Origin of the sequence: Paenibacillus sp. PL91 (assembly GCF_012935325.2) — a bacterium.
Lineage (GTDB): Bacteria > Bacillota > Bacilli > Paenibacillales > Paenibacillaceae > Pristimantibacillus.
In genome coordinates this window covers 55,170-76,605 of the sequence record NZ_JABBYG020000015.1, presented here as the reverse complement: position 1 = coordinate 76,605, position 21,436 = coordinate 55,170, and the positions used below count along the sequence as shown (strand labels likewise).

The following is a 21,436-nucleotide window of genomic DNA, read 5'->3' as shown; positions in this document are numbered from 1 at the left end:
GCAATCTAACCAAGCTTCATAGAGATGAACCCTCTACTCGTTTGACATGGCACCCTCTGCTTTGAGCGCATGCCGTTTCAGTCTCTCACCGGCTCTGCGCAGCATCGTGCCGACCTGAGGCTGGCGTACTTGCATCTGCTCCGCAATTTCCGCGTAGCTATAGCCCTCATATCGCAGCAGCAGCATCTGCTTGTCACGCTCGGGCAACGAATCGAGCCACACCCGAACCTGCTCCTGCTCATCCTTATCGATAATCTGCTCCTCGCCCGATGCTATCGTTTGCGGCTGTACCAGCATACTTTGCTCCTGCTTCTGCGTCAGTGCGCGCTCGCGCGCTTTCTTATCCATATAGTCATAGGCCAGCCTCGTCAGTACCCGTTGAAGCCAGCCTCCGATTGCTTCGGGCTGATCCGGGGGAGTCCGGTAGAGCCTTAGAAATGTTTCCTGGGCGAGATCCTCAGCGGCTGCTTCATCGCGAATAAGTGCAATCAGCTTGCGTCTTACCGACGGATAATGCTGATTAAATTGTTGACGAAACAAATCCGGCGCCGAATGTTCCATTCCGTTGTCCTCCTTGCATTTTTTGCTCAAGCTATAAGGAAGACGTCGTCTCCCTTCATTTTGTAACAGCTTCTGTAAAAAATATATTTCACCAAACTATAAAGGCCATTTTCCTCATACGGTTATAAAAAAAAACCGCCTCCACGATAGTTGGGAGACGGAAAGTCTGTTACGCTTCTTTCTTATTATGCTCCATAAAAAACTGAACGAATCTAGGCGCAGGAACGGGAGGACTAAAAATAAAGCCCTGAACACCATCGCAATTATGGTTGGAAATAATATCCATCTCTTCCTGCGTCTCGACGCCTTCGGTTACGACCTGCAAATTCAAATTATGCGCGATGACGACGACGGATTTGAATATCATCTGCTTTTTAAAATCGCCTACAATGCCGTTAATAAACGATTTATCGAGCTTCAGCGTATGAAGCGGAATGTTCTGCAAATAACTTAGCGACGAATAGCCAGTGCCGAAATCATCAAGCGACAGCTTAACGCCAAGCTGCCGCAGCTCATGTAATATTTTGAGCGTGTGCGCGGGGTTGTCCATAAAAATCGACTCTGTAATTTCCAGCTCGATCTGGTCTGGACGAATGCCCGCATCCGAAATAATGCGTTCAATCGTATGGACAATCTGCTTCTGCTGGAATTGGATCATCGACATATTCACGCTCACCGAAAGCAGCGATATGCCCATCCGCTCCCATTCACTAATTTGCTGGCAAGCTGAGTACAGCACCCATTCGCCCAGCGGAATGATAAAGCCTGTCTTCTCCGCGATTGGAATAAAATCAAGCGGCGAAACCATGCCTAGCTCTGGATGCCTCCAGCGTATCAATGCTTCCGCTCCATAGATGGCTCCTGAAGCTACATCAACCTTCGGCTGGTAATATAGCATAAATTGGCCCAGTTCCAGCGCCTTGAACATGCTGTTCTCAAGAATCAGCTCCTTCTTTGGCACATCATTCATGGAAGAAGCATAAATTTTGCATGTGTTGCGTTCTTTCTTGGCGACATACATCGCAATATCCGCTTCCTTAACGAGCTGGTCCGCCGTGCTGGCGCTTAACTCATAATGAATGCTGATTCCGATGCTTGCCGTTATATAGAACATCCGATCCTTGAGCTTGATGGGCTCAGAAATAATAGACAAAATTTCTTCCGCGATGTGTGTGATTTGGTGGAGGTGAGTCATTTTTTCCAGCAGCGCAATATACTCGTCGCCCCCGAACCAGAATACGCTCCCCCCGCCGTCAATTGCACGCACGATGCGTTCTGCTACTTGCTTGAGCAATTGGTCGCCCATCGCGTGGTCAAGCGTATCATTAATCACTTTGAACCGGTCAAGGTCGATGAAAAGCAAGGCGACTGGCCCGTGTGTTCGGGTATTCTCCGCAACTTTCCCTTCCATATAAAGGCGGTAAGCATATCGATTGGGCAAGCCGGTTATTAAATCATGCGTCGATTGGTACTCGATCAAACGCGCTGCTTCCTTCTTCTGGGCAAGCATATTATTGAAATGATTCGCCATAAATTCAAATTCATCATTCGTATGAATGATGAGCTGATGCTCTTCTTTTCCTATAGCGACAGCATAGGTTGCCTGCACGACTTTATGTATATTAACCAAGATGATTTTTCGAACGAGAATTGCCATCACTAATGTCATTAAAAGCAGGGCAAATGTTATGATGAGAATCGATTCTTTCAAACTTTTATAATAGTCTGTGAGCATATTTTTTTTTGGAATGACTGTTTCGATATGCCAAAGGACATTATTAATCAGAATCGGATAAAACATCCGTAGAACAGTCCCGCTATGACCAGGTTCGGCTGTATAGCTAAGCCGCAGCTTCGTCCCTTTCATGGCCTCCAGCTCATCGATCCCCGCCCAAAGAAGATATGGCGTATTCACAAGCTCTGGATTGCTGCCGTTAGCCAAGTATTTATTATTGGTCGTAATTATACTCGCATAACCGCCAAGCGGCCGGAAACCTTCAATTTTCTTCTGAACCGAGTCCAGTGAAAAGTCCGCCCCTACTATTCCTAAAAATTTGCCTTGTTCATCGAACATGGGCAGCACAAGCGATGTCATCAAGATCGATTTGCCATCTATTTCGTAAGAATACGGCTCTATTAATGAGAAGGACTTGGTTAATTTCGGAATCTGATAAAAGGACCCTTTCATCTTATCCTCATAATTCTTTATTGCAATAACTTGAATGGAATTATCCTTGCGCACGACATAGGGAATAAATCGACCCGTTGCATCATCGTAGCTGTTCTTGTTTCGGTAGTGCTCATCTTCCCCATCAAAAGCATTAGGCTCCCATAACGTAAAGATACCTAGCAATTCCGGATGCTTCTCCAGCACCTGCTGCAGCAAATTGACGGTGTATTCACGATTTTGCATACCATGTTTGTTCCTCTGACGCATTGTTGCTTCAAGCGTGCTGAGCATCGCCATCGTTTGATCCATTGAATTGGAGAAAGGATTTATGTAATCCATCGATTGCGTCTGTGCGATAAGCTCGCTTTCACGCAGGTTCGAATGATATAGTTTAATGAGGTGGGCGGCTACTAAAATTCCAAATGAAAAAATGACAAGCAGGCCTAGAGATAAAATCAACTTTTGAGCAATGTTTAAATTAAACTTTCTCATCTCATCTATCAGCCCCTTGTTGTCGGAGAAAGCAAAAAAACAACGTCATTTGTCATATAATAATTTAGCTTTAGTATACTTGACAGTTTGCACCAAGCACAATGAAAAAATAGGATAATAACACTATATAATTCGACAAAAAACTACTTTTCGACACTTGGAATCTTCTTGGCAAGAGTCAATTTACCCTATTATTAATTTGGGCAATTTACAGTATCCACCAATCTTTCTTTTTCTTTGTTTCAAAATAAAAAAGCCGCCTAGTCAAAGACTTGGCGGCACTTTTTCATTCTCCCTACACTTGGTTTTTCTTTTCCTTTTGCTTATCGTCATTATCTTCGATCGCGCGGTCATGATCCTCCAAACGATGAGGACGTTTGCCCTTCCCGCCATGAAGGTTGTAAAGCTCCTCACGCAGCTGCTCCGACGATTTGCCCTCTGTCTTAATGCCATGCTCCTCGGCTATTTTGCGCAAGTGCTCCAGCCGCTTCGCTTGATGCTCCGCTTTGAACGCTTCCCACTTGTCTTTATTCGCAAGCTTCGCTGCTTCTACTTCTTTCTTCAACTGATCAGCGTTCTTGCCGTCGGTTTGGATGCCGAAATAGGTCGCCAATTCCTTCAGCTTCTCTAATCGATAAGCTTCAAAATCTTTACGCGTCATTTTTCCCTTGTGATGCTTATGCTCGCTGTCCAAATCGGACTCTTTAGGGTGCTGAACGACTAATGAAGCTTCAGGCAAAGCTGCTACCGATTTTGCCGCCCATACAGGAGCGACCGAAAACAGCACGGCAAGCGCCACGGCGGGGATAAACCATTTTTTAATCATTTTCTGCCACACCTTTCCATTCGTGATGCAGAGGCGATAAGGTTACGCCTCATCTGGCTTATTTTGCCCAAGCATTCACTTGAATAGACATGATAATGGCAATTTTCGACAAGTTATGATGGTGATAAACCAGATAGTCGGCATTAATCTGCTGTATGTGCAGCTTGCTCCAAAAGCTCCAGCTCGCGCAGCAGCCAAGCCTTTGAGAAATGTTCACCAATAAATACTGCCACATCATTGACTTGACCCTGCGGGTCAATTCTTAAAAAATCAGATTCCTTGTACGCGTATTGAAAAAGAAAGCGGCTTGGCGCATCCGTAAACGTCACGATTCCCTTCGCACGGTAAATGTTGTCCGGCAGCCGCTGAAGGAGCGACTCAAATGCCTCGCTGCTTACCGGGCTGCGCCAATAATGCGTTACAACCATGACATGCTCGTGCGAATGATGATGGGCTGCATGGTCATGGTCATGAGTGCAGCCTGCAATTGAGCATTCCTCGCCTTCAATATGTGTATGATTAGCGATATGCCCCGCTTCCATAGCTGTGCGCTGATGCTCCTGCAAGTGCGATTCCACTTCTGCATCCAGCCAGCTCCAATCGTCAATCGCGCAGCGGACAGTCGCGATGATCTGAGCATGGCCATTTAGCTCGCGCAGCTGCTGCTGCGCCTCTACGAGCTGATCAGGCTCAAGCTTGTCCGCTTTATTCAATAACAAAATCGTTGCGCAGCGGATTTGCTCCTGCATCAGCTTGAATGTCCGACCTTTGCCATCGCGGCTGCGCGCGAGCAGCTCCGGCCCATCGACTACCGTTATGACGCTGCGTAGATCAATCGACTTGTACATAGCCGCCTCGGTTACCCCGTCCAGCGTTTCCATCGGATTGGCGGCACCCGTTGACTCTATAAAGATGACATCCGGCTGATGCTCATTGATCAGCGAGCTGATCTCCATGCCCAAATCACCGCGCATCGTACAGCAGATGCAGCCGCTCAGCATTTCCGCCATCGGCACCTCGTCGCCTACCAGTTGGCCATCCAGGTTGATATCCCCAAGCTCGTTCATAATAACGGCTGGCTTCTTCCCTTGCGCCGTATAATAGTCCAGCATTCTTCTTAGCAGCGTCGTCTTCCCGCTCCCTAGAAAGCCCGAAAGTAAATGTACAGGTATATTTTGTTCATTATTTGTTTTCATCGTGTGATATCTCCCGTATGCCATATTTTAAACCGAGCATGAATGGTTCCATTATATCGTAATTGTTACGCTCTTACATCTATTTGAGACGTACAAAATTGTAACTGTCGACTATTACAATGGAAATTTATTATTTTCTAAATCAAAAGCCTCTACTGACATTATAGACATTTAAGGAGATGCCTGCCTAATCGGTCATATTTAAAAGAATATAAATGAGTTTTATAGAGTAAACAAACAGATTTTGATGATGATGGTGGTGGTGGGGTGTTCGTGCTGCTGAAGATGCTAGTGGCTGGTGGTGATGCTGCTAATGTTGGCCGTCTCACTTGTCCGCACTCTACAGCGCAATTTCTGTTGCAGTTTCTGCAACAGAAACCTTACATGAAGCCAAATCTAACCATCTACACTGCATATTTGCAACAGAATGGCTGGCACAAATCGTTAATTCAACCATTTCAGGAAATTCCATTGCACAAAATACACTGTACGTCCGCAGTTTCGCCAATCGGAAACATTCTATTGCACAAACTGCAACGTAGCCAGCTTTACTTAAATAATTTAACGTCTTAGGTGCGGGTGCGGGTGTCTGCTTGAGTGCTAGAATGTGCGCAGGTGAAGGGCCACAACTTCAAACAAAGAAAAAACGGTATCGCCCACGTATGGATACAATACCGTCTTTTTGCGTTTTAGCCCTTAACAGCTCCCGCTGTCATCCCCTTCATGACCTGCTCCTGAAATACAAGGTACACGATGATAGTTGGAACTACTGCTAGCGCCATCGCTGCCATCGTAAGCTTGTAGTCCGTCGAGTAGCCGGTTGCAAAGATCGATAGGCTAAGCGGCAGCGTCTTTAAGCCTGGATCACTAATAAATACAAGTGCAAAGGAGAAATCATTCCAATATCTCAAGAAGGCGAGAATACCGACAGTTGCCAGCGCCGGCAAGGACAACGGAAGCATCATGCGAAGAAAAATCCCCCAATAGCCTGATCCGTCTATCATCGCAGCCTCTTCAATTTCTTTCGGAAAGTTGTTCATATAAGCCACGCAGACGAAGATCGCGATCGGCAGCTCAAACGCCGTATATGGCAGGATCAGTGCAGCATACGTATTCAAAATATCAATTTTGTTCATCAATATAAACAAGGGAACGAGCGTACTATGGATAGGAATGAGCATGCCCAGCATAAATGTTCCGAGAACGAGCAGCTTGCCTCTGAATTGAAAGCGTGAGATCACATAAGCGCATAATGCGCCCATTACTAGCGTGATAACAAGGGCGATTACCGTAACGATGACCGAGTTCATGAACGCTGTACCCATATCTGCTACTTCCCAAGCGCGGGCGTAATTGCTCCAATTCCAAACATCCGGCAAGCCGAATGGGCGCGAATAAAATTCCTCGTTCGTTTTAAATGCGCTAATAAACAACCAAATGAGCGGATAGAGCGTTACCACTGCGTATATCGTCAAACCTACGGATAACAAGCTCCCTCTCAGCTTGCGCAGTCCGGCTCCCAATCCTCCGGAGGAGGCTGATTGAACGGCGCTTATCGATGGCGTAGTCATTAACATGATCCCCTCCGTTATTTTTTGGATTTCATTAGGTACTGGCTTCCTGCTACAAGAATTAAGCTGATGATAATAATCATCGTGGATACCGCGCTTCCGTAACCAAATCGATAAATCGAAAACGTATTATTGTACATATATGAGGCAAGCAGCTCAGTCGAGTTCGCAGGTCCCCCGCCGGTCATTACATAAATGAGATCAAATGCTTTTAGACTGCCCGATATGCAAAGCACCACCGCAACCTTAATCGTGTCCCAAATCATAGGCAGCTTGATGGAGAACAGCTTGCGAGAGCCGTGCGCGCCGTCGATTTGAGCGGCATCGTCGATTTCGCTCGGAATATTTTGCAAAGCGGCAATGAACATAATGAGATAAGGGCCTACGTTAAGCCAAATAATCGGTACCATAATGGCATACATCGAAATAGATGGATCGGACAGCCATTGCTGCTTCCAACTGCTTAATCCGAGGCTGTCGAGCAAAAAGTTCAGCACACCGATTTGCGGATGATAAATGTAGCCCCAGATGATGCCGACTACGACGGATGAGAGCACCATCGGCATAAAGATAGACGCGCGGATAAACTTCTGGAACCAGCCATTTTTGAGCAGCACTAACGATAGCAGCAGCGCAATCGGAACTTGGCCGAAAACAGAGGCGGCAACGATGAGCAGGTTGTTTTTGAACGAATGCCAAAACAGCCGATCTTGCAAAACCTCCTTATAGTTATCCAAGCCGATAAAGCGCATCGCACCAATGCCCTTCCAATCGAAAAAGCCGTAATAGGCCGACCATATTATCGGTACGATAACGAAAAAGACAAACAGCGCAAGCGCCGGAAGAAGTCCGATAGCGATAAAGCCTCTGATGCGTAAAGATGATGACATATTCGTCTCCTCCTAAAGGTTTGCGCAGCAAACCTACTTCGTAAGCATTAGCCAAGGTTTGCGCAGCAAACCTACTTCGTAAGCATTAGCCAAGGTTTGCGCAGCAAACCTACTTCGTAAGCATTAGCCTAAGGTTTGCTGCGCTAGTGCACCAAACCCGCTTCGCAAGTACAAGCTAAGGGACAGGTTATTTCCATTTTGCCTAGCTCCAAAAGTCACTGGATCTTCTTCCGGGCTTTGCTAGAAAATAACCGCTGTCCTATTTTTAGCCGCTTGTTTACTTGCCTAATGCCTTCGCTTGCGCCTCTTGGATTTTTTTGGCTATGTCTTCCGGCTTGCCGCCCATCAATAGCTCTTGCAGACCGTTGTTTACTGCATCTGCTCCTGCGGAGGTTAGTATGCCATCATAGACCGGAGTCATCTTCACTTTGTTCACCAGATCATATACTTCGCTAAAAATCGGAGATACTTTGCTCTTATCAAGCTCTGCTTTGTAGCTTACAAGCTGATTGCTCTCAAGCGTACGCTTCTGCGCATCAGGGCCGGACATCGCATAGATGAGCTCGAATGCCGCTTCCTTCTTCTTGCCGGTTGCATCCTTGCCAAGGCCCATCCCTACGCCGACTACGCCCGACAGTGAATTAGGGTCGCCCTTGCCACCTGGGATAGATGGAAGAACCGTCGCACCCATCGCCTTAAGCGCATCCTCTGAAGCGTTAGATGCTAGATTGGATAATGCCCAGCCGCCGTCGATCATCATTGCCGCTTGCCCTTGCGCAAACATTTGCTCCATTTGTGTGTTGTCGATCGAATTGAAGCCATCTTGGAAGGCGCCAGCTTCGCCAAGCTGCTGCATGTAAGTAAGAGCCTGTACGAACTCAGGATCTGTAAATGCCGCTCCATCTTGGCTAGCAGCCTTTAGGAACCATTCTGTTCCCGTTACGCGATCAGCCAGCGAGCTGAAAATACTAGATTGAGCCAGCCACGCCGCTTTGTTGCCTAGTGCGATTGGCGTAATTTTCTTTGCTTTCAACACGCTGATCGCGTTAAGCAGCTCATCCCATGTTTTAGGAACCGTTAGGCCGTTTTGCTCAAGAATCGTTTTGTTGTAGTACAGAATCGAGGTTGGAGACAAGCCCATCGGAGCGCTGTAAATGTTGCCGTCAACCGTAAATGCGTCGAAGGAGTTCGGCATGAAGCCTTCCTTCCAATCCGGGTGGCTGTCAATCAGCTCATTCACCGGTTGAATAAGTCCGCCTGCGGAAAACTCCTGTGTCATGGAGCCATTCGATAAAATGAATACATCCGGCATTTCATCAGCTGCCGCGACTGTTTTAAGACGCGTTTTGTAGCCGTCCGGCGGAATTGCCTGAATATCGAGCGAAATGTTCGGGTGATCAGTCTGGAACTGCTCGATGATCGAGCGCATCGTTTGCGCTCTTAGATCCTCGCCCGTAAAGTTATGCCATAAGCTAAGCTTCACTTTTTCCGCTGCAGCCTCTTCGCCGCTTTCGTTTGTCTTGCCATTATTATTCGTCCCGCCGCATGCTGCCAAAACTGAAATCATAAGAGTGACCATAATCGCGATTGTTAATGTCTTCTTCATGTCATGTTTCCTCCTTGATATTTGTCTTATCTCCGAGTATAGGGAAACGAAGAAGACATGGGCAGGGGACAGAACTCGGGAGTAGGGTAGATAAACTTCAGCTTCTGGACCTGTACTCTGACGGGGTATAGCCTGTACTGCGCTTGAATAGTTGGCTAAAATATTTCATATCCACGTAGCCTACACGGCCTGCTACCTCACTTACTTTAATCGGCGATTCCTCCAGCAGCCGCTTGGCAAGGTCCATTCTCAAACGAGTCACGAACTCGATATACGTCAGACCCGTCTCCCGTTTGAACACCTCGCTGAAATGATTGGGATTAAGGTGAACATGCCTGGCAACCTGCTGCAATGTCAGCTCCTTGTCCAAGTGGTCATGAATATAAGCAATGGAACGTTTGATGTAAGGTATCCCTTCCTGCTCTACCGATTCGCGGTACATTCCCATTAGCTCATTCAGCTGTTCAAATAGCGTTTCTGCTCGGGTAGCTGTTTGGGAAGAGGTCATGCTGTGCGCGAGCTTCACGCCCGACAACATAGACGCATCGCCGTAGGCAGTCACGACTCGCTCCACCCAGCGATAGGCAGAAATTTGGACCGAATGAAGAAATCTTCGTAGCGATTCCGGCGTCGTGCTCGGGTCCAAGAGCTGAAGCTCAATAAGCTGTTCGATCCATTGACCCAGCTTTGCGGAATCTCCCTCTTGAAATAATGCGGTAAGCTGCCCTTCCTCCTCCTGCGAGCAGATCGTACGCCCGCCTCGCCGTCCTCTTATATCCTCATAGGTAAGCAATCCTTCTTCTGCTGTTATCCCTTTGTACAAAAACGTATAGGTCGCCTCCGCATAGGAGGCTTTCAGCGTACGCCAATTCGGGACGACGGAGCCTGCTGCGGCAAAAAGCTTGCATTTGAGCTTGCGTGCAATTCGATCAAGCACTCTAGCAAGCTGAGAGTTATCCCCTCGAGGGCTCTCATACCTAAGCAGAACGACTAAGCTGTCGTTGCGCAGCAGCGCTTCCCCTTCAATCAGCTCGCTAATCATATTGTGAACGGCAAACAATAATAAATAGCTGTGTCCAGCCGCATCGCCCCAGCCTTCAGCCGAAATAATGGCAGCTTGGTAAAAGGAAGCCTCGTTCATCCTCAACTGCGGCAGCAGCTTTGCAGCCTTATCCTCCGATCTGCTGTCCAGCTCCGTGCCTTCAACAAGGCGCTCCATAAGCCTATCGCGAAGCTGGTCTCGTTTTAACGATTCCCACTTTTGCAATATTCGCTGCTTCGCCCCGTTTACTGCTCGAATAATCTCGTCAGGCCGACTCGTTTTAAGCAAATAATCGCCTGCTCCTTCACGAATCGCCTGCTGCGCATACGAGAATTGATCGTAGCCTGTCAAAATAATGACTTCACTGTCTGGCAGAAGCCGCCTGACCTCGCCAGCAAGCTCCAGCCCGCTGCGTCCGGTCATTTGAATGTCTGTCAGGACAATTTCCGGCCGCTCCGCCTCTAGGCGTGACAATGCTTCCTCGGCTGATTCTGCCGGCTCCAAAAGCTCATAGCCAAGCTCCGCCCACTTAATAACAGTGCTAAGCCCCGTTCGAATAATAACCTCGTCATCCACGATCAACAGCTTCATTCGGCTTTTCCTCCCTCGATTAGCATGGGGATCAAGAAGGACACGCGAGTGCCGATTCTTTCCGTGCTTTCAATACGAAGCCCCGCTTCCGTACCGTAGTGCAGCTGCAGCCGCTTATGAACGTTGCGCAGCCCGTAGCTGCCGCGCTCCAAGCGCTCGCGTTCCCTTTTTCGATCATCTGGCCCGTGAAGCTCCTTATAAATAGCAGCCAGCTTGCCGGCATCGATGCCTGCTCCCGTATCCTCGACCGCGAAAGCCATGGATGAGCCCTGCTTATGCGCGGCAACCCTGATTTCACCGGGCTCCGCTTGCTTTTGTATGCCATGAATAAGTGCATTTTCGATCAAAGGCTGCAGCAGCAGCTTCAGCATCGTTTGGTCAAGCAGCGCTGGATCGATATCTACAGTAAGCTTAAATTTATTCGGAAAACGAATCGACTGGATGTTGGCATAATGTCCGGCATGCGCAGCCTCCTGCTCCACCGAGCAATATTCCTCTCCCTTATTCAAGCTGAATCGCATAAAATCGCTCAAGCTGCCCACCATATCGGCAGTTTTCGCATCTTGGTTCATAAGCGCCATCCAATGAATAGACGAAAGCGTATTGTATAGAAAATGGGGATTGATTTGCGCCTGCAGCGCATGCATATCGGCTTCTTTTTTATAGGATTCCTCCAGCTTAACCTGCTCGGTCAAACCTTCGATCCGCTCGCTCAGCTTATTGTAGCTGCGCACGAGCTGGCCCACCTCATCCATCGATTCCACGGGATACGTCTGCATCGGCTCCTCTGGATTGGAATGCTTTAGAAACTGAGTCAGCATGATAAGCGGATTGGTCACCCTTTGAACAAAGTAAAGGACAAGCGCTGCGACGAGCAGCACCGAAAAAATGATTACGATCGCCATCAGCTGGAGGACGTAATTGTTTTGCGCTTTGTATTCCGCGAACGGCATGACGCCTGTCAGCCGCCAACCGACGTCGCCTACCGTATCGTAAAGGATCGTCTGCTTGTTTTCACCTTCGCCATAATTAAGCGTACCCGAGCTTCCCCGTACCGTAAGCCCTGGCAGCAGCTTGTCCATCGATGTTATGGATTCATTCTTTTCGCTGCCGGACAAGACAAACCCGTCTTCATTCGACAACACGACATAGCCGCCTGCCGGGATTCCCGCTTGCATAAGCAGCAGGGACACCGCTTCTTCGTTGAGGCTTATGACAAGCGTTCCTATCTGTTTAAAGCTATTAAGGCTGCGGATCGGCCTCACCAGCGAGATGACCTGCTTTACTCCCGCAGCTGTGTTCGTCTCGTAGCGGCTGGTCCACCATTTTACGCTGGATTGATAATGCCGCACATCCTGCCCCGTCAGCTCGGCGAGTTCCGTTTCGAATATCGTCGTATTGGATACGGGATGAGATTGATTCAAAGGGTAAATCGTAATGTCTGATATATAGCCTTTGGAGAAGACAAGGTTAGATAAAAATTCAATCATCTGCGTCTGCTTGACCGCATTTTCGCTTGAGCTGCTCAAATATTGCTGAACATCCTTTTGCCCGATCAGAAATAGCGACATATTCTCGATGTCCTGCACAATGAACTCCAGGTTCGTGCCCGTTTGCCGCAAAATGCTCGTGCCTGACTGCTTCGCCTTCTCCTCCGTAGCCGTCGCCGCCATGTTGTAGGCGAATAAGCCCAGCGCAAGCAGAGGAATTAAAACCGATAGCAGCAGCAAAAAGGACAGCTTCCGCTTTAATGAACTGCTGATCCAGCGCATGCCTCATCACCTCTTCTGATGTCGTGTCGTGAAGCATAAAAGAATAAAAACATCCTATCATACTTTTTTTTAGGTTAACAGATTTTTTGTTTGATTTTTTGCGCAAGTCATAGTACCATGTGGGCAACGAGGCTGTAAGGAAACGGGAGAGTGAACGCAGAATGGAATCAATATCGCAGGAATTTCTCTTTTTGACAGAGATGGCCAAGGGCATTACGGCGCAATTCGGAGAGCGCTGCGAGGTCGTCGTGCACGACTGGTCGAAGCCGGTTGACAGCACGATCGTTATTATCGAGAACGGCCACGTAACAGGACGAGAGGTCGGAGACCCCGGCACGAATCTAGGCCTCGAAATTATGCGGGGTACGTCAGAGGGCGACAACCGACATAACTATGTCACGCAAACGAAGGACGGGCGAATCCTTCGCTCTACTTCCATGTATGTCAAAAACAACGCCGGCACCATTATCGGAGCGCTATGCATCAACTTCGACATCACTGATCTGATGGTGGCGGAGAAAACGCTCCAATCGCTAACGGCAAGCGGCTTTACGCCCGTTCGAGAATCCTTCGTCAGCAATGTGAGCGACCTGCTCGATACGCTTTTGCAAGAAGCGCAAGAAACGATTGGCAAGCCGCCGGCGACAATGGCCAAGGAAGACAAAATCAAATTCATTCAGCTGCTCGATCAAAAGGGCGCTTTTCTCATTAAAAAATCAGGCGAGAAGGTTTGCAGCTACCTGAGCATTTCTAAATTTACGCTATACAGCTATTTGGAGGAATCCAAGGGCGCTGACAGCGAAGGAGGAGCAGTAGAATGAGTGGCAAATCGACTGAAGCTTTGTATGAAGGCCGCGAGCTGGAAACCCCTTGCCTTGTCATCGACAGCAATCTTGTAAATGCCAATATCGCCGCTATGGCGGAAAAGGTGAAGCCCTTTGGCGTTAAGCTTCGTCCCCATGCGAAAACGCATAAGCTGCCGGAGATGGCCGCAAGGCAGCTCGCTGCTGGCGCTATCGGCATTACCGTTGCAAAAATTTCCGAGGCTGAAGTTATGGCGGGCAGCGGGATAAGCGACATATTTGTCGCTTATCCGATTATCGCGAAATCCAAAATTGAACGTGCCGCGCGACTAAGTCTATCGGGCATTCGGCTAATCATCGGCGTTGACAGCTTAGAAGGCGCAAAGCGTATTTCTGAGGTAGCCGTTCGCGAAGGCGCTGAGCTTGAGGTGCGCCTCGAGCTCGATACCGGGCTGAAGCGTACGGGAGCAGCGATCGATACAGCGGTGCAGCTCGCCAAACAAATCACCGAGCTTGAGGGGATTAAGCTGAGCGGCATCTTCACCTATCGCGGCACGATGGTTGCCGGAGCATCGACGCTCGATGTGAGAGCGGCAGGTCTCGAAGAAGGCCGCCTTATGGCAGATGCAGCGGCAGTCTTAAGAAGCGCCGGCATCGCGATTCATGATGTGAGCGTTGGCTCCTCGCCGACGTCTGCTGCCGCTGCCGAGGTAGAGGGCGTGACGGAGGTACGTCCCGGCACTTACATTTATCAGGACCGGATGCAGACTGTCTTTGGCATCACCACTCTTGATCATTGCGCTGGCGCCGTGCATGCCACAGTCGTAAGCCGTCCATTGCCAGACTTAATCATCATTGACGGCGGCAGCAAAACATTCGCGACAGACGTGCAGCCGGGCCATGCGCCGCTGTTCCTCAAGGGCTTCGGCAATATCGTCGGTGATCCAGATGCGGTGCTTGAGCGAATGAATGAAGAGCATGGCATGATTCACGTGAACCCGGATTCTGCTTATCAAGTTGGGGATGTCATTCGCATCATCCCTAATCACATTTGCAGCACGGTCAATTTACACAACTTCGTATACATCAAGGAAGCGACAGGCGTACTGCGCAAAACTTCCGTTGCGGCACGAGGAATGCTCGAATAGCGAGAAAAGGAGGATCATAGCATGCTCGATCTTATACTGAAAAACGGCAAAATCGTTGATGGAAGCGGCAATCCTTGGTATAACGGCGATGTAGGCGTAAAGGATGGCCTGATCGTTGCCATCGGGCGCATTGATCAAGAGGCTGAAAGGGTTATTGATGTTGAACGCAAGGTCATCTCTCCCGGCTTCATCGACGGACACTGCCACTCTGACCTGATGATTATCGACCATCCCCATAGCGAAATTAAGCTGCAGCAAGGCGTGACGACTGAGGTTGTCGGCAACTGCGGGCTTGCACCCGCTCCATTTGTTCGGGAAAAAGCCAACCTGCTGCAAACGTACGTGCAGCCGGTACTCGGCAGTACGACTTGGGAATGGCCGTGGGAAACGGTCGGTCAATATATGGATTTTGTTGGCCGCTCGAATCCTTCCGAGCATATCGCAACCTATGTCGCGCACGGAGCGCTGCGCATCGCGGTAATGGGCTTCGAGAACCGTCCTGCGTCTAAGGACGAGATCGAACGCATGAAATCGCTGCTTGAAGAAGGGCTGCGCGCTGGTGCCATCGGCTTGTCAATCGGCCTGCTCTATGCGCCGGGCAGCTACACCTCCCGCGAAGAGCTTGCTGAGCTTTGCAGCGTGCTGCCGAAGTACAACGGCCTGCTCTCCACCCATATTCGCGGAGAGGGCAACAACTTGCTGCCTTCCGTTGCCGAGGTTATTTGGATCGCGGAACAGGCAGGCATCTCGCTTCATATCAGCCATCTGAAGGCGGCCGGCCGCGCCAACTGGGGCAAAGCGCTTGACGCGCTAGAGCTTGTGGAAGCGGCAAGAGCACGCGGCATGGACGTCACGGTTGATGTGTATCCTTACGCTGCAGGCTCGACGACGCTAACGACCGTCCTCCCGCCTTGGGTGCTTGAGGGCGGCATTGAAGCAACGCTTGAAGCGTTTCGCAATAAGGCGCTTCGCACGCGCATCAAAGAGGAGCTCAGCCATGAGCAAGAGACGTGGGACAACCTCGTATGCTCCACCGGCTGGTCCAGCATCATCATCTCGTCGATGCAGACCGAAGCGAACAAGAGCTATGAAGGAAAATCGATTGCCGAGGTTGCCGAGCTTCGCAGCCAGCATCCGATCGACTGCATGATGGATCTTCTGCTCGAGGAAAACGGCCAAATCGCCATCGTCTACTTCCATATGTCGGATGACGACGTGAAGCAGGTCATTGGCTACGAGAAATCGCTAATCGCATCCGACAGCCTGAACTGCGAGATCGGCAAGCCGCATCCGCGGACATACGGCACTTTCCCGCGCGTCTTCGCCAAATATGTACGCGAGGACAAGGTGCTGTCGTTAGAGCAAGCGGTTCGCAAGCTGACATCCTTCCCTGTTCAGCGCTTTAAGCTTGGCAAGCGAGGCCTGCTTGTACCGGGCTACATCGCCGACATAACTGTTTTTGACCCGGCTGTCATCCAAGATACAGCCACCTTCGAGGAGCCGCGTCAATACCCGTCAGGCATCTCGAAGGTTATCGTCGCAGGGAAGCTTACGCTAGAAAATGGCACACATACGCATAAACGTGAAGGACAGCTTATTCGCGCGCAGCATTGCTGTACGCACTAGCTGACCATTACTATACAATTCATTTATGAGGAGCTGTTATCATCATGTCCATTATTGAAAAACGTCTTGCCGAGCTTGGCATTACTTTGCCAGAAACAACAAAACCAAAATTTTCCTACATTCCGGTGAACCAAACAGGCAACCTGATCTACACTTCGGGCTTTGACTGCCGCATCGATGGCGTTCTCATGTACGAAGGTAAAGTCGGCTCCGATCTGACGATCGAGCAAGGACAAGAAGCAGCGCGCCAAATCGTAATCAACCTGCTTGCAGCAATGAAAGCTCACCTAGGAGATCTTGACCGCGTTGTGAAAATCGTCAAAATTCTCGGCTTTATCAACAGCGCTCCGGGCTTCGGCGATCAGCCGTACGTGCTTAACGGGGCATCCGATTTGCTAATTGAAGTGTTCGGCGAAAATGGCCGCCATGCCCGCTCCGCTATCGGTACAAGCGACCTTCCCTTCCATACGCCAGTTGAAATTGAGCTTATCGCAGAAGTTCGCGAGTAGCCTGCCATGCAAAACCCCCAAGGCTCAGGCACTTGGGGGTTTTGAATGCTATTTCAATTAGTGGAAACGCAATTTAACCGATTTACAAGTAAGCTTAGTCTACTAGCACCACCAAGAACGGGAAATAATAACAAGCAGAATGAAAAGTACCAATATAATGCCAAGTCCAGTACCTAATCCGCCAACTGCCCCGCAGCTTCCGACGCCTGCAACTGGATAAGCTGGACCGCAGTGACCTGCGCCAACTCCCCCTACTCCATAGCTCATTTGTTCATCTCCTTTTTATTAAGGTACAGTATCCTATGATTTATGGCGAAATGTGTATAGGCTATTGCGATAAATGTGCTCCTGTACATTTTTCTAGAAGCCCGCACGTTTGCCGCTTATGATTTCGGCTCGCTCTTGCTGTCGTAACGAGTGCTCCACTCGCCAAGCACGTTTTCGCGCTGCTTCGCCGCTTCCTGGAGATCGTATTTAATCAATTGCTCAATTGGATTTTTTGTATAGCCGTCCGGAATGACGGATGCATCGCCCTTTACGGCAACGATTGGATAGTTTTTGCTATATTCCGCCATTGCATCATCCGTAATCGCCCAGTCCAGAAACTGCTGCGCCGCTTTTTTGATTTTCGGTTTTTTCATCAACGCATTCGCCTCTACATCCCAGCCTGAGCCTTCAGATGGGAATACCACTTCAACCGGTGAGCCGTCGTTTTTCTCTTTAATGCCGCGGTAGCCAAATGAGATTCCAATAGGATATTCGCCTGTGCCTGCCATTTTCGCCGGTTTCGAGCCCGAATGGGTGTAAATGCCGATATTTTCATGAAGCTTGTCTAGGTATTCCCATCCTTTATCCGCTCCAAGCAGCTGCTGCAGGCCCGATACCGTTAGAAAGCCCGTTCCGGAGGAAGCTGGGTTAGGCATCGTGATTAGTCCTTTATATTCAGGCTTTAGCAAATCCTCATAGGATTGCGGTACGGCCAGCCCTTTTTTATCCAGCTCAACCGTATTCGCGATAATCGCCGTTTCCCACGCATCGATGCCTACCCAGTGCTCTGGGCTTGCACTATCTTTGAACTCGGCCTGAATGCGGTCAACGCCAACCGGCGAATAAGGCTCAAGCATGCTGTTTTGGTCAAGGACAAGGAGGCTCGTTGCCGCAACGCCCCATACGACGTCTGCCTGCGGATTATCCTTCTCGGCAAGCAGCTTAGCTGTAATAATGCCCGTTGAATCGCGAACGATGTTTAATTTGATGTCAGGGTGCTTTTCTTTATACGTTTTCAAATATTCCTTGATCAGGTCATCCTCAAGCGCAGTATAGACGGTAAGCTCCTTGCTCTCCGTATCAAATGCTGATTCTGATCCTTTTGGGGAATTGCCTGATACGTCGCTCCCTGCGCTGCCCGCTCCCCCATTGCCTCCGCATGCAGATAAAATCGTTGTTACGATAACCATCATACTTATTAGCAAAAACCAGCTCTTTTTCATTTTTCTCTCTCCCTTTTGGTTGTTCTTCTCTAGCTCTACTATATGCTTGTTTGTTTAACACACTGTAAAATACAAGTAAATAAATTGTTTTGTTTTTTGTTTTATCGTTAAAATTGTGTTTTTACTTGCGACTTCATCCGCAATAAAAAGAGCCTTTAAGTCGGTGGTAGACTTAAAGGCTCCGTATATCCATTCCCTAATCCGCTACGATCCAGTGCACATCCTGGTCATCCAGCTTGGAACGCCAAGCCGGCGGAGGCGCCACATCGCTAATAATCATATCGATCTCTTTGAAGTCGGCTATTTTATAATAATGGCTTGTGCCAATCTTCGTATGGTCCGCTAACACAATCGTTTGCTTCGCCTGTTTCATAAAAGTTCTTGCCAGCACGCCGCGATCATCCTCGTAGCTCGTTATGCCGCTATCGATCTGCAAGCCATCCGCGACGATAAATGCCTTGTCCACGTTGAAATTAGACATAAACTCCATCGCAAGCGTTCCCGAGGTCCGGTAATGCTTCGGATTGATCCGGCCCCCGATCAGAACAATTTCGCCGTCGAAAATGTTCCTGTTTTTGTAGCCGATCAGCAAATTCAAGGTATAGACGGACGACACGAGCACCGTAAGCTGTTTTTTGTAAACGAGCGAATCAATCATTTGCTGCGTGGTCGTACCGTCATCGATGACAACAACATCCTTGTCCTGAATAAGGGAAGCTGCAGCCCGTCCAATCCTTCTTTTCTCCTCGGCCTGCTGCACCTCGCGCCGAACGTAAGCGGGCTCTTCCCTCTCCACGTTGATTTTTATGGCGCCGCCGTACACTCGCTTGAGCTTGAGCTCATCCTCCAGCTCCTCCAAATAACGGCGGATCGTTTCCGATGATACGTCAAGCGCCTGTACCAGCTCAGGCGTACGAACCTTTCCTTTCAGTTGCAGCATATTAATGATGATCTGCTTCCGCTCTTCTCCGGCTAGCGACATCGCGATATCCCCTTCATCTTCAGCTTAGGCTTCCGTTATGATTAATATCCGTATTCTAGCGCACTTCTACTAAACTCTCAATCTTTTCATGTATGAAAATGCCGCTCTTGCTTAATTGCACAAAGATGACGCTCTGCTCGAACGATCACTTCACCGAGATACCCGTCCCCGGATGCGTATAGATGAGCTTGTGCCTTGAGTGTGTTCTATTTCTCGTTATAAAATCTTTTGATGACATCAACGAGCCGATCCATGTCGGAAGGATGCACATCACCGATGCTGCCGATTCGGAAAGTTGGCTCCGAGGTGAGCTTTCCCGGATACAGCACGAATCCTTCCTTCTTCAAGCCCGCATAAAAGGATTCGAACGAGAAGTCGCTGCTCGGGTAACGAAAAGCGGTGATGATGGGCGACTGCCACTCGCGAGGCAGCAGCGCGGAGAAGCCCGCTTCCTCCATGCCATCGGTCAAAACGCGCTGGTTTCTCCTATAGCGCACTTGCCGAGCCTCAATACCGCCTTCAAGCTCCAGCTCCTTCAGCGCTTGATCGAACGCCCTTACGACATGCGTTGGCGATGTATATCGCCATTTGCTATTGGAACGCTCCATCATATCCCATTGGTCGTATAGATCGAGCGACAAGGAACGCGCATGATCCTTGCACATCGCAATCGCATCGCGGCGTGCGACAACAAAGCCAAAGCCGGGTACGCCCTGAATGCATTTGTTGCTGCTGCTGATCAGAAAATCAATGCCTAGCTCATGCATGTCTAGCGCTACGCCGCCGAAGCTGCTCATAGCATCAACGATAAATGTGACCCTCCGGCGCTTGATCACCTCGGCAATTTCCAGCAGCGGGTTAAGAATCCCTGTCGTCGTCTCGCAATGGACAATGGCCGCATGCGTAATGGCTGGATCGCTTTGCAAGGCTTGCTCGAATCGTTCCGGATCAATCGGACAGCGCTCGTCGAAGCGTACTACCGTAACCGGAATGCCGAGCACCTTGGCGATTTGGACGATTCGCTCTCCATATGCGCCATTAACCGCAATCGCTAGCTTGCCGCCTGTCTTTGGCAATGCCGTACCTATGGTCGCTTCCACGCTAAACGTCCCGCTGCCTTGCATCAATACAGCTGTATAATCGTCCGCTGCCGTTGGGGCAGCCAGCTGCACCAGCCTCTCTCGAATGGAGGCGACGAGCCGATTATACTCCTCGTCCCACGTGCACCAGTCCTTCATCATCGCTTCCTTCACGCTTCGAGTCGTCGACAAAGGCCCCGGCGTCAGCAGCAAATACGGATTTTCGGTTAAGGCTAATGTTTCGTTTGATAATTTCATGGACGTTCACCCGCTTGCAGTCGTTCGTTAATATGTGCGATTACGCCATCCAGCTCGCCGATCTCGCGAATAATAAAATGAGCCCCCGCTTGCATCAAGCGATCCGATACCTCAACGAAGAGCTTCTCCTTCTCCCCAGCCGTCAGGGAATCCGTTTCCGCTTGCGTCAGACCGATCTCATTCCCGCCAAAAATAACCCCTACCGACCAGACGCCCGCATTCCGTCCCTCTCGCATATCCGCTTCGGTATCGCCGCATTTGACGATACTGCTCATCGGATAAGTGCCGAGCAGCTCCGCGTTGCGGTAAATCATCCAAGGATGCGGGCGTCCTTCTGCCGCCTCATCAGGCGTTACCGTACTGTCCGGCGAATAGCCCTGCTTAGCCGCTTCCGGCGCAATAATATCCATCATTGGGCGCGTATAGCCCGTCGTTGTCCCTATCTTTATGCCCTGCTCGCGCAATCTAGCTATGAGCGCAAGCGAGCCTGGCACCGGAGTTGCATATTGATCGAGAATAGAGAATAGCATCGGTTCAAATTTTTCATACATTTCGTCGATATCGCTCTCGCTTGGCGCGCTGCCAAACTTCGCCCGCCATGCGGCAGCTACGCCTTCATCTGCGCAAATGTCGCGCAAATGATCCTTTTTCATCCGTCCCATCGGCTTTCGGATCGCATTGAACGATGCTTCAACGCCTTTTCCTTCGAATAATCGGCGAAATGCTTCAACCGGAGCAAAGCTGCCGTAATCCACCACTGTGCCTGCCCAATCCAAAATGACTGTTTTTATCATGATTAAATGCCCTCCACTGCTAGTTGTTTT

The 21,436-nt window shown here is 49.5% G+C and carries 18 protein-coding genes; 4 read left to right on the top strand and 14 right to left on the bottom strand.

Translation table 11 applies throughout. The features are described from left to right. Nucleotides 1–33: 33 nt before the first annotated feature. The 9 genes from HI950_RS26475 to HI950_RS26435 all read right to left on the bottom strand — a co-directional run bounded on the left by HI950_RS26475 (nucleotide 34) and on the right by HI950_RS26435 (nucleotide 12,717). A complete protein-coding gene (locus tag HI950_RS26475; protein WP_169089412.1) occupies nucleotides 34–561 on the bottom strand; it encodes a sigma-70 family RNA polymerase sigma factor in 528 nt (175 codons plus the stop codon). A gap of 169 nt (nucleotides 562–730) precedes the next feature. Then, entirely contained in the window at nucleotides 731–3,223 is a 2,493-nt protein-coding gene (locus HI950_RS26470) for an EAL domain-containing protein (RefSeq protein ID WP_169089410.1), read from the bottom strand. Between the two features lie 295 nt (nucleotides 3,224–3,518). After that, the gene (locus tag HI950_RS26465) at nucleotides 3,519–4,049 is read right to left on the bottom strand and encodes a hypothetical protein (protein ID WP_169089408.1); all 531 of its coding nucleotides are present in this window, start codon (nucleotides 4,047–4,049) and stop codon (nucleotides 3,519–3,521) included. A 143-nt stretch (nucleotides 4,050–4,192) separates the two neighbouring features. Continuing rightward, entirely contained in the window at nucleotides 4,193–5,245 is a 1,053-nt protein-coding gene (locus HI950_RS26460; protein WP_169089406.1) for a CobW family GTP-binding protein, read from the bottom strand. A gap of 689 nt (nucleotides 5,246–5,934) precedes the next feature. Then, nucleotides 5,935–6,816 carry a carbohydrate ABC transporter permease gene (locus HI950_RS26455; RefSeq protein ID WP_223285511.1) on the bottom strand — a complete coding sequence of 294 codons (882 nt, stop codon included), beginning with the start codon at nucleotides 6,814–6,816 and terminating at the stop codon, nucleotides 5,935–5,937. Between the two features lie 17 nt (nucleotides 6,817–6,833). After that, a complete protein-coding gene (locus HI950_RS26450; RefSeq protein ID WP_169089402.1) occupies nucleotides 6,834–7,706 on the bottom strand; it encodes a carbohydrate ABC transporter permease in 873 nt (290 codons plus the stop codon). A gap of 277 nt (nucleotides 7,707–7,983) precedes the next feature. Beyond that, nucleotides 7,984–9,312: an extracellular solute-binding protein gene (locus HI950_RS26445; RefSeq protein ID WP_169089400.1), complete on the bottom strand. Its 1,329-nt coding sequence runs from the start codon at nucleotides 9,310–9,312 to the stop codon at nucleotides 7,984–7,986. A gap of 97 nt (nucleotides 9,313–9,409) precedes the next feature. After that, on the bottom strand, nucleotides 9,410–10,945 hold the full coding sequence (locus HI950_RS26440) for a helix-turn-helix domain-containing protein (RefSeq protein ID WP_169089398.1): 1,536 nt from the start codon (nucleotides 10,943–10,945) through the stop codon (nucleotides 9,410–9,412). Continuing rightward, entirely contained in the window at nucleotides 10,942–12,717 is a 1,776-nt protein-coding gene (locus HI950_RS26435) for a cache domain-containing sensor histidine kinase (RefSeq protein WP_169089396.1), read from the bottom strand. Before HI950_RS26435 ends, HI950_RS26440 begins: the two co-directional genes overlap by 4 nt. Before the next feature lie 161 nt (nucleotides 12,718–12,878). On the opposite strand from HI950_RS26435, the gene HI950_RS26430 reads away from it, so the two are divergent. Genes HI950_RS26430 through HI950_RS26415 form a run of 4 tightly spaced genes read left to right on the top strand, consistent with a single transcriptional unit; the run spans nucleotide 12,879 to nucleotide 16,803 of the window. Continuing rightward, nucleotides 12,879–13,538, top strand: a complete 660-nt coding sequence (locus tag HI950_RS26430) for a helix-turn-helix transcriptional regulator (RefSeq protein WP_169089394.1) — start codon at nucleotides 12,879–12,881, stop codon at nucleotides 13,536–13,538. Then, nucleotides 13,535–14,668: an alanine racemase gene (locus HI950_RS26425; RefSeq protein WP_169089392.1), complete on the top strand. Its 1,134-nt coding sequence runs from the start codon at nucleotides 13,535–13,537 to the stop codon at nucleotides 14,666–14,668. The genes HI950_RS26430 and HI950_RS26425 overlap by 4 nt, the downstream gene beginning before the upstream one ends. Nucleotides 14,669–14,689: 21 nt before the next feature. Beyond that, a complete protein-coding gene (locus HI950_RS26420) occupies nucleotides 14,690–16,294 on the top strand; it encodes an N-acyl-D-amino-acid deacylase family protein (RefSeq protein ID WP_169089390.1) in 1,605 nt (534 codons plus the stop codon). A gap of 44 nt (nucleotides 16,295–16,338) precedes the next feature. Continuing rightward, nucleotides 16,339–16,803, top strand: a complete 465-nt coding sequence (locus HI950_RS26415; protein ID WP_053374277.1) for a RidA family protein — start codon at nucleotides 16,339–16,341, stop codon at nucleotides 16,801–16,803. 102 nt (nucleotides 16,804–16,905) lie between these two features. On the opposite strand, the gene HI950_RS26410 is transcribed toward HI950_RS26415, so the two are convergent. The 5 genes from HI950_RS26410 to phnX all read right to left on the bottom strand — a co-directional run bounded on the left by HI950_RS26410 (nucleotide 16,906) and on the right by phnX (nucleotide 21,406). Next, nucleotides 16,906–17,070 (bottom strand): hypothetical protein, encoded by a 165-nt coding sequence (locus HI950_RS26410; protein ID WP_169089388.1) that lies wholly within the window; start codon nucleotides 17,068–17,070, stop codon nucleotides 16,906–16,908. Between the two features lie 116 nt (nucleotides 17,071–17,186). Next, nucleotides 17,187–18,293: a putative 2-aminoethylphosphonate ABC transporter substrate-binding protein gene (locus HI950_RS26405; protein WP_169089386.1), complete on the bottom strand. Its 1,107-nt coding sequence runs from the start codon at nucleotides 18,291–18,293 to the stop codon at nucleotides 17,187–17,189. Between the two features lie 196 nt (nucleotides 18,294–18,489). After that, on the bottom strand, nucleotides 18,490–19,275 hold the full coding sequence (locus HI950_RS26400) for a DeoR/GlpR family DNA-binding transcription regulator (protein ID WP_169089384.1): 786 nt from the start codon (nucleotides 19,273–19,275) through the stop codon (nucleotides 18,490–18,492). A 206-nt stretch (nucleotides 19,276–19,481) separates the two neighbouring features. Continuing rightward, the gene (gene phnW / locus HI950_RS26395; protein ID WP_169089382.1) at nucleotides 19,482–20,612 is read right to left on the bottom strand and encodes a 2-aminoethylphosphonate--pyruvate transaminase; all 1,131 of its coding nucleotides are present in this window, start codon (nucleotides 20,610–20,612) and stop codon (nucleotides 19,482–19,484) included. Then, the gene (gene phnX / locus HI950_RS26390) at nucleotides 20,609–21,406 is read right to left on the bottom strand and encodes a phosphonoacetaldehyde hydrolase (RefSeq protein ID WP_169089380.1); all 798 of its coding nucleotides are present in this window, start codon (nucleotides 21,404–21,406) and stop codon (nucleotides 20,609–20,611) included. Before phnX ends, phnW begins: the two co-directional genes overlap by 4 nt. Nucleotides 21,407–21,436: the final 30 nt, after the last annotated feature.